Genomic DNA, 7,729 nt, shown 5'->3' with positions numbered 1-7,729 from the left:
ACCGCGCCGATCGGCGCCTTACAACGTTCATCGCAACCTCCAACCTCCGAGTGTTGCGACGACCGTTTGAATCCGCCAAGTGGCTGTCCCTCAGAGTGGTGATGCGAAACGAGAGCTGATTGTCGGCGCCAGGCATGAAGCGACAACCATAGACAATTATGCAGCAATTGATGTGTCTCTGAAACAAAGCAGTGTTTGCGTGATCGATTCGTCGACCATGACTTCCAAGCAGCATGGGTGCACCCATATGAACCCGAACCACCAGTTGCGAAGGGGGTCATCTCACTTCGTATCGAATCCAGGACTGTCGGGTTCGACGTCGACGAAGGAGTCGGTCTCGCGATCATACCGGTGGTAGCGGATCACGCCGCGGTCGCTTGCGGGCGGTGACTTGATCTGGATGTCCGACTTTACGAAGCCATCTCTGTCCTTGCTGCGCGCTGCACATCTAATGCTTCGTAGGCGGCACGTTTGACGCTTGAAGATCGGCTATTACTCTCTCGATCTCATCTTCAGAGTAGCCGTAGCTTGTCATCTCGCGAAGTATGTAAGCTAGGATTTCGATTTGGGGTGGATTTCCGCATTCGGGAAGAACGTCGACCTGCATAGACATCCATTCGGACCATGGCGTGAATGCGAGGTCGTCGCGTTCTTTGCTTTCTCGCTCGTCGCTGCCCGGTGGGCGACCGAGAACGGAGAGGAACGCTTTGTTCGGCTCGTGGACGATTGATATGAAAACGCTCAACTCACAAACAATATCGGTGGCAGTTGTGTTCCGTATCGCCTGGATTGCGGCCCAAGCCCGCTGGTGGTTGTGCCTGCAATGCGGGGTTTTGAGGTCGGGGTTGATGCGCTCGATCGTATCAATGACGGCATCTCGATTGAGGTTGTGGCTGTGGAACAGTTCTCCAACCGTTATCACGTCACCACTCTCTCTCGATGCGGGCCAAACGTGATTCTTGGGAGAAGCTTTGTCAGTGGGCTGGTCATCTTGTCCCTCAAGCGGCAAATAGATGATGAGCCTGTAAAGAAGGTGCGCGGCTGTCAATACTCCTCGCACGCTATCCGGAACGGCGCGCTAGCGGCCATGCTCTATTGAAGACGCCCCCTCCGAGGCTCGCGGTACCCGCCCAAATCCAAACCCGGTGGCAGGAAGTCCAAAAGCCGCTTCACCGCTTCCAAGTTGTTCAACAAATAGTAGGCGGCGTCGATGGATTGAAATGGCACACGCGCGAAATCGGCGGTGTTGCCTTTAAGGTGAGCTTCCAAACCGAACGTGTCCTTGGACAAGGGTAAGAGGATTCGGTGTTCGTATTTTTTGTTAAAGAGACGAAAGCTCTTACGCGCTCGGGCTCGGGCATTTCTTCGAACACGGAGACTCCCTCCCTAGTATCGCTGAAATACCAGCACGAAGACCGCCACTGTCAGTGCGAGGTTGAACGCCGTTAGCCAAACAAGCTGCCTAAGTTTGCGGGTGGTGCTGTCTCGTTGATCCATGACGGGCCACCGTGGAGTGCGCTTTAGTGAATATGGTTGCCCCGCGATTCCGCGAGCTCCATCATCAGATTGAGCCCTTTCATATCCCTAAACAGATAGTAGACGGTGTTATAGGTCTTAACGGGCACTCGCGCATATTTGACGCCAGCTTCTTCAAGGCGATCGCACAAGCCGGACTGAAAGGGGTCTTTGGACAGGGACAGGGCGAGGCGGTGCGGGTAGCGCTCGCCGCGTGACTCGAAGAACTCAAGGGCGCGGAGTACGTCGGCAGGCTCAGACATGGTGCGATGATCTTTCACAATGCATGGAATTGCGCGGGCATATAGTTCTGTCGCGCCGGTCCCGCCCGGCCTCTCGTGGTAATAGATAAGATAGGTTGTCGTCGCGCTTCTCGAAAGAATTTATTTGGGCTGGTGCAGCGAGGTGGTGTTTCCACTACATAGGTAGCCGCCACGGCTTTCGCAAAAAAGCAACGCTGAGGTTGTTCATAGATCGTTTTTCGGGCAGCGGCTCGTTCGCGTCCGGCAGGATCTCGACGGGTTCGAGCCGGTCGTTGGCCCGCCGAGGGTTAATATCGGTGCGCCTGGGCGACTTCGTCGGAACCCGCACTCGTTTCAAGCCAGCCGGACGCGTGCCGATGAAGCATCCAGACCCGTCCGTGGCGATCCCCGAAAGAGAATCCTGGTCAGCTCGGCGTTGGGCGTGCCCGCGATATGTGACAAGGTGAGTCCGATCAGGTGCATCCTCGCTAGAGTCAGGTAAATCAGCTTGAAGAGATGTTCGAGGCTCGCGTGAAGGATCGTCACGAAGCTCGGCGCGGACCATGTGAGGGGGGCAACGAGAAATCCCACTGGTTTGCTGGTCGAAGCCAGAGATCTGGATGCTTGACTGGTGTCGCGCACTGCAAGTTCTTAAAAATCGCCGGCTATGGATGAGTCTCGGTGGGAATGATCGAACTTAGGCAAAGGTCATAGATGCGCTCGAAGTCGGCGTAGCGATGCCACAAGTCGCGGGCGGGGCCGTCGGCACCGGCCCCGGCAAGGGCACCGATGAAGCTTTCCAGTGTAAAGGCCTGGAAGGGGACACGGTTGGCGCCTCGGTGGTCGGCATCAATCAGTTCATTTGCGTAAACACGAAAGGCGGCCATGACCCGGCGATTGAGACGAGGGCCAATGGCAGTGAACATCGCCCGTGGAGTAAGGCCTTGGTCGACGGTCAGTTGTGCCAACATGTGCTCACGCCAAAGCTGTTCCAACGCCAGCGAACGGAGCATCGGGCTGTCCGGGTCGACGAAGAGACCGACAGAGCGGGAAGCTTTGTCGTAACGATCCCGGAGCCTGGCGGCGGGTCCCGCCATATCTTCTGAGTACTTAACTTCGACGAAGATAGTCCCGTCTTCGCCATCGGAGGTGATGACGTGGATAGCGAGGTCGAAGGCGGTACCGTCGTTGAGGAACCGTTGTTCACGGCGCCCCGGTGAGTGTTCGAAGGTAAACCCCGTCACCTGATGGACGAAGCCCGGCAGCAGTTGCCGCAGGACGGCGGTGGCGAGGTTGAGATCGAGGGCCATGGGTCCGAACAGGTTGAATGTCAGCGGCATGGAGCTGAGGGCGTTGCCGAGCAGCCGATCCTCGTCGATGGCGGAGCCTTCCTCGCGCATGAGCAGTTCGCGGCGAGCGAGGACGTGGATGTCGGGGGACAGGAAATTGAGCCCGGCGCTTGCCGCGTCCGAACTGAGCCGCGAATGAAGTGGCGTAGTGACGGCGTGGTCGCCATCGCCACGAACGTGATGACCGGTCGGGATACCGTGATCCTTCAGCCACAGGGCTTGCAGCAAGCGCGCGGCACGGCGGAAACGCGGGTCGAGCTGGAAGTAGACGTGATGGTGGCGAAGGAGGCCGTCTGGGACGAACGGGATGCGTGGAAGGGGCGCTGCATTGGAAAAGGCAAGAGGTAACGTCGGCATGTAAATCAGGCCTTGTCGATGGGATGAGGAATCTCGCGGCGAGGATGGCGCGCAGACGGATGGATGCTTGTCAGCCGGATCGGCTTTCGATCGGGAACGGTCGATATCGCGCTTGAGGCAAACGGGCGGCAGCCCCGGCGGCCCCTTTTCGCGCTCGAAGGGGAGCGTTTGCAGCCCCTTTGGCTTGATCGCAGTTCCTGGAGATAAAGAGTTGCTAAGGTATTATAATACCTAAACCGTGCATACCCCAGTGGGGTATAGGTCTATATAAAGCTAGTCGTTCCAAATTATGCCGTAGCCAGTCCCAAAAAGACCGATGCAAGCTTTTGAATATATTGTTATTTTTTGCTGCATGCGGCAATGTGACGCATTTGTCGTTTTACCCGCAATTTCCATACCCCCTAACTTGAATATAGAGGCGGAGAGACCGGCACCGTCTGTCTCTGGAGCCACGAAGTTAGATGAGAGGAAAATCATGAAGTGCGATCTGCTCGATGACGATCCATGGGCGATCACCGAAATCCGGGCTCCGGATTTTTCTGCAGCGCAGGTGGCCGCTCCTGCGGCGACACAGGATTCCGCGCTGACCGATGAAGACCCTGCTCGGGTCGATGATGGCTCTTGGTCCATCACGACCGTCACTGCAGAAGATGTTCGTGCGGCTTGGGCAACGGCGCCGGCCGAGGCTCGGTCTAAGTCAGTGACGAAGAAGAGCACTTCTCCTAAGCCCCTACGGCCCGCGTATCTGACCGCACCCGAAGTACAGAAAGTTTACGACGCGATGTCCTACGCGATGTGGAAGGATGGCGTCGTGATGAATAGCCACGTCATCATCATGTGGTCCATGATGGGACTGAGCGAAGCCGAGGGCGATAAGATCCTGCATGATTATCTTGAGAAGGCGCTACACTGGTGTAAGGTTGGTACGAAGCCCCGGCAACGGCGTGTGGCAAATATGCGTGTTGGGCGCAAGCTTCGCTATGTGTGGGTGCATGAAAACGACTTTGGGCGGGGTTTTCACTCCCATATCTTGCTTTATCTACCAGATGGGGCCTGCAAGCGTTTCGAGGCGTGGTCTCGGGAGGCTTTGACGCATGTAGTCGGCAAGCCTTTTCCTAAGGAGGCGTTTTGTTTACGTCCTAACCGCGGGAAAACCGAACGCGGCCGCGTCGGGGTGGCTTGGACGTGGTTCCGGTATCTGAGCAAACAACTCCGGCGCGATTCAAAAATCTACTGGCGCGATAGTGAGACGGGCATCCATGAAGCGTGGGCGCGGGAGGTCATTAAGCCGTGGCGGATCCGTGAAAGCCCGCCCATCCCCTTGAAGCATCTGACGGGCGTTTCTCGTAATATGCACGTCGGCGCTCGGCGCAACGATCGCTACGTGTCGCGGTGGGACGCATGCCTGTTTGATGAATTCTATTCCGGTAACGAGATGTCGGAGTGGCGGCAGCGTGTCGAATACGAGCGCCGGCAGAAAAACTATCAGGAGTTGATTACGACCCTGCAAATATGAAGCGGGGTTGTCGGTGTAGCCTAAGTCGGGGCGAGTAACGAGGCCCCGACCTTCGTCCTCACAGAGCCGGCATGCGGCTCGCTCGCGCCCAGCTCTTGGCGTAAGAAATCAGACATAGCGAACTCCGGTTCTGGACGCGGGGAGATCTGATTAGTGCAACAGATGAAGGCTCTTGAGGCGGCCTAAATCCGCCGTCTCGAAAGCCCGGCAATAGGCCGTCAGAGCCGCAGCCGTGGCGTCCGGTGAGTTTTGTCGGCGGCCCCGTGCCGTCAGTTCTGGCAAAAAGAAGCCCCGGTTTTGACACCGGGGCGTAGTGAGAACTACAAGTTTGGAAGCACAGTTTGATATAGTGTTGGCTAGTCTCCGGCTCGGATAGAGGTCGGGCCGCAACGGTGCCACGCCATGTCGGCGCCGATCTGGCCCTTTTTGCCGAAGCAGTAGCCGCTCGCTTCGAGCGTCTCGAAGACTTGGTCACGGAAAGAGCAGCGCAGATTGGTCGCCTCCTCTGAACCGGAAGTGCCTCGGCATTGCTCGTCGGCGTGGCGGGCGAGGAGGACGAGCGGGTCCGGCTTGGCAGGCATTCGGCCGGACGCCGGAGCCAATGCGAGCAGGGGAAGCAAGAAACTAAGGAAAAGAAGGCGCATGGGAGTCTCCGAAACAGAAATGCAGCCCATTCTGCCATAGTGGGGAATGGGCCGCTAGTTTCGTCTCACAACGCGAAGCGGATGAGGTTCTTCCAGTTGGGCTTGGCCATCAGCGTTGCACCCTTGATGAAGGTGCGGATGGACAAATCCTTGAAGGTGTCGGCGTGCAGGTGGATGAAGTCGATCAGGTCGATGCGCTGTTGGACGGTCAGGGACGGCAGCATGGCGTGGGCGATGGAGCGGACGTGGTCGCAGAGTTCCGCGTTGGTCATGTCTAGGTTCAGGATCAGGCTCCGCGACTGGATGGCCTGCGGGATTTTCGACAGGGGGCGGTTCGACACGAAGATGATGGTGCCCTTGAATTCGAACGAGGCCGGGTAGCCCTGCTTTTCGAGATAGGGCGACAACCAAGTGACGATGCGCTTGTCGTAGGTGTCGAGGAGGATGGGACGCCTGGTCCCAGTTCATGCCGACGAACGCTACTTGCCCACACGACATCATGAGGTATGAGAGCCGGCAATTGCGGGTGAGGCAGGTGATGAATCCGGCTATGACCCGTTGTGCTTCCAAAATGGCTTTTTGGAAGCACAACGGGTCAGGTTTGGAAGCTCGGGCTATTCCTCAGGGGAATTAACACTCAACATCAATTGCTTACCGGTAGGCAGGGAGGCCAAAATGTACTGGCATTTTTTTGCCTCACCGAGGGCGCTGGCCGCCACCCGACGCGACGTGAAAACGCCCCTTCGATCGCTGCAGACCAGAAGATGGCCCGGGTTTGCACAGACCGATGGTCGTCAGTTTTGCTCGGACGAAGGAGCGGAGTGGTGAAGGCCTGCCCCGCGCGCGATAAACATTCCGCTGCGGATCGCTGCCGGCGCCGGCAAAAAAATGCCCGGCCTTTCGCGCGGGCCGGGCAAAAATTTCATCGCCTGTGGGAGAAGACGGGAGAGATATGGGTGTGTGACGATTATTGGACGATCGTCAGGTGAATGTACGATGGACTGATGTTCGTTAGGAAACGTGAGACAACGAACGACTTGATCAGGTCAGGAAGGCTCCTCTTTAAAATAATCCCTTGTCAAGCCGGCTGCAATCCCAAAAAGGCCCTGTTGTTAGAGCGTTTTCGTAACTGCTTTCTGAAGTTCGAGAACTTCGAACAGCGCATCAAGCCCCTTCTCGGGATGGCGATGGTGGGGGTCAATCGTAATTGTGCCCTTGCCCGGATAGTAGTTGACGTTCCCGATCTTCAACTGAAAGTCAGTCAAGCGATCAACGTTAGGGCTGCGATCGACGATCGCGCGAATTTGCGCACGCAAATCTTCGGTGTCGGTTGGCCGAAACAGGCGCTCGTATCGGTTCAATTTATTCATCGCAATCACTCCTCACTGTTGTTGTCGCGTAGGTGAGGTTTGCGGACGGGTTGCAAGCCAATGTTCGGCATCAGCCAGGCGAATGATGGTTCGGGCGCAGACCTTGACCGCACAAAGATGCCCATCTCTAATTTCCTTCCATGCGGTGGTTCGTCCGATGCCCGCCCATTTGGCGAAGTCGGTGACCGACATTGCGCCTCGGGGTGTTTCCAGTGGTTTAGACATGTACTGCTCCGAGCTTGGCCGAAAGCTCTGGGCTTTCGGCGGATGTGGATTCACGACGGACGGAGGCGAACACATACGCACTACCTTGTGCACGAGCGGCCAAGAGTTTCGCGTGGCGAAGATCAGCCGTTATTGGCAGTCGATCCAGTGCAGAACGCGGCCCATGCTTCCGCAAGCTGACGGCGCTTCTCGAATAGATCGCCGCGCCTATAGGCGGCCTCGACCTTGTTGCCGATGGTGTGGGCAAGCGCCATCTCGACGACTTCGCTCGGGAAGTCGGTTCGCTCTGCTGCCCAGTCGCGGAAGGTCGAGCGAAAACCATGGGCCGTGATGTCGTGGCGCTCCAGGCGTCGCAACAGCATCAAGAAGGCCATCGAGCTGAGCGGCCGTTCCTTGACTCCTCCAGGAAAGACGAAGTCGCTGGTGCGGATTTCCTGTCATTCGGCCTGCAATATTGACCCCCTAAGCCGGGGGATCGGCGTCCAAAATTGACCCCCTATAGGTTGGTCTG

Annotated in this window: 8 protein-coding genes and 1 pseudogene; 1 reads left to right on the top strand and 8 read right to left on the bottom strand. The window is 57.3% G+C overall.

Annotated features, from left to right (window positions below):
* Nucleotides 1-448: 448 nt before the first annotated feature.
* The 3 genes from AC0L3X_RS46035 to AC0L3X_RS46025 all read right to left on the bottom strand — a co-directional run bounded on the left by AC0L3X_RS46035 (nt 449) and on the right by AC0L3X_RS46025 (nt 3,463).
* On the bottom strand, nt 449-1,048 hold the full coding sequence (locus tag AC0L3X_RS46035) for a DUF6557 family protein (RefSeq protein ID WP_473317533.1): 600 nt from the start codon (nt 1,046-1,048) through the stop codon (nt 449-451).
* 472 nt (nt 1,049-1,520) lie between these two features.
* On the bottom strand, nt 1,521-1,778 hold the full coding sequence (locus AC0L3X_RS46030; RefSeq protein WP_473317532.1) for a hypothetical protein: 258 nt from the start codon (nt 1,776-1,778) through the stop codon (nt 1,521-1,523).
* 644 nt (nt 1,779-2,422) lie between these two features.
* Nucleotides 2,423-3,463 carry a PGN_0703 family putative restriction endonuclease gene (locus tag AC0L3X_RS46025; RefSeq protein ID WP_473317531.1) on the bottom strand — a complete coding sequence of 347 codons (1,041 nt, stop codon included), beginning with the start codon at nt 3,461-3,463 and terminating at the stop codon, nt 2,423-2,425.
* A 475-nt stretch (nt 3,464-3,938) separates the two neighbouring features.
* Between AC0L3X_RS46025 and AC0L3X_RS46020 the strand changes: the two genes are divergently transcribed.
* A complete protein-coding gene (locus AC0L3X_RS46020) occupies nt 3,939-4,979 on the top strand; it encodes a hypothetical protein (protein WP_473317530.1) in 1,041 nt (346 codons plus the stop codon).
* 356 nt (nt 4,980-5,335) lie between these two features.
* On the opposite strand, the gene AC0L3X_RS46015 is transcribed toward AC0L3X_RS46020, so the two are convergent.
* The 5 genes and pseudogenes from AC0L3X_RS46015 to AC0L3X_RS45995 all read right to left on the bottom strand — a co-directional run.
* Nucleotides 5,336-5,623, bottom strand: coding sequence for a hypothetical protein (locus AC0L3X_RS46015; protein ID WP_283017935.1), 288 nt, complete (start codon nt 5,621-5,623; stop codon nt 5,336-5,338).
* A gap of 65 nt (nt 5,624-5,688) precedes the next feature.
* On the bottom strand, nt 5,689-6,030 hold the full coding sequence (locus AC0L3X_RS46010; RefSeq protein WP_473317529.1) for a hypothetical protein: 342 nt from the start codon (nt 6,028-6,030) through the stop codon (nt 5,689-5,691).
* 705 nt (nt 6,031-6,735) lie between these two features.
* Nucleotides 6,736-6,993, bottom strand: a complete 258-nt coding sequence (locus AC0L3X_RS46005) for a hypothetical protein (RefSeq protein WP_283017937.1) — start codon at nt 6,991-6,993, stop codon at nt 6,736-6,738.
* A gap of 12 nt (nt 6,994-7,005) precedes the next feature.
* Nucleotides 7,006-7,218, bottom strand: coding sequence for a helix-turn-helix domain-containing protein (locus AC0L3X_RS46000; RefSeq protein ID WP_283017938.1), 213 nt, complete (start codon nt 7,216-7,218; stop codon nt 7,006-7,008).
* Between the two features lie 122 nt (nt 7,219-7,340).
* A pseudogene (locus AC0L3X_RS45995) lies at nt 7,341-7,646 on the bottom strand (tyrosine-type recombinase/integrase); the annotation flags it as partial.
* Nucleotides 7,647-7,729: the final 83 nt, after the last annotated feature.

The sequence above is a fragment of the Bradyrhizobium sp. MI1.7 genome, assembly GCF_055811795.1.
The sequence above is the reverse complement of the archived record's forward strand: the minus strand, read 5'-3'. Positions and strand labels throughout refer to the sequence as shown.

What these genes read in the sequence shown, in the direction of transcription:
- AC0L3X_RS46030 (WP_473317532.1), bottom strand. Translation starts at nt 1,778, where the DNA reads ATGTCTGAGCCTGCCGACGTACTCCGCGCCCTTGAGTTCTTCGAGTCA.
- AC0L3X_RS46025 (WP_473317531.1), bottom strand. Translation starts at nt 3,463, where the DNA reads ATGCCGACGTTACCTCTTGCCTTTTCCAATGCAGCGCCCCTTCCACGC.
- AC0L3X_RS46020 (WP_473317530.1), top strand. Translation starts at nt 3,939, where the DNA reads ATGAAGTGCGATCTGCTCGATGACGATCCATGGGCGATCACCGAAATC.
- AC0L3X_RS46015 (WP_283017935.1), bottom strand. Translation starts at nt 5,623, where the DNA reads ATGCGCCTTCTTTTCCTTAGTTTCTTGCTTCCCCTGCTCGCATTGGCT.
- AC0L3X_RS46005 (WP_283017937.1), bottom strand. Translation starts at nt 6,993, where the DNA reads ATGAATAAATTGAACCGATACGAGCGCCTGTTTCGGCCAACCGACACC.
- AC0L3X_RS46000 (WP_283017938.1), bottom strand. Translation starts at nt 7,218, where the DNA reads ATGTCTAAACCACTGGAAACACCCCGAGGCGCAATGTCGGTCACCGAC.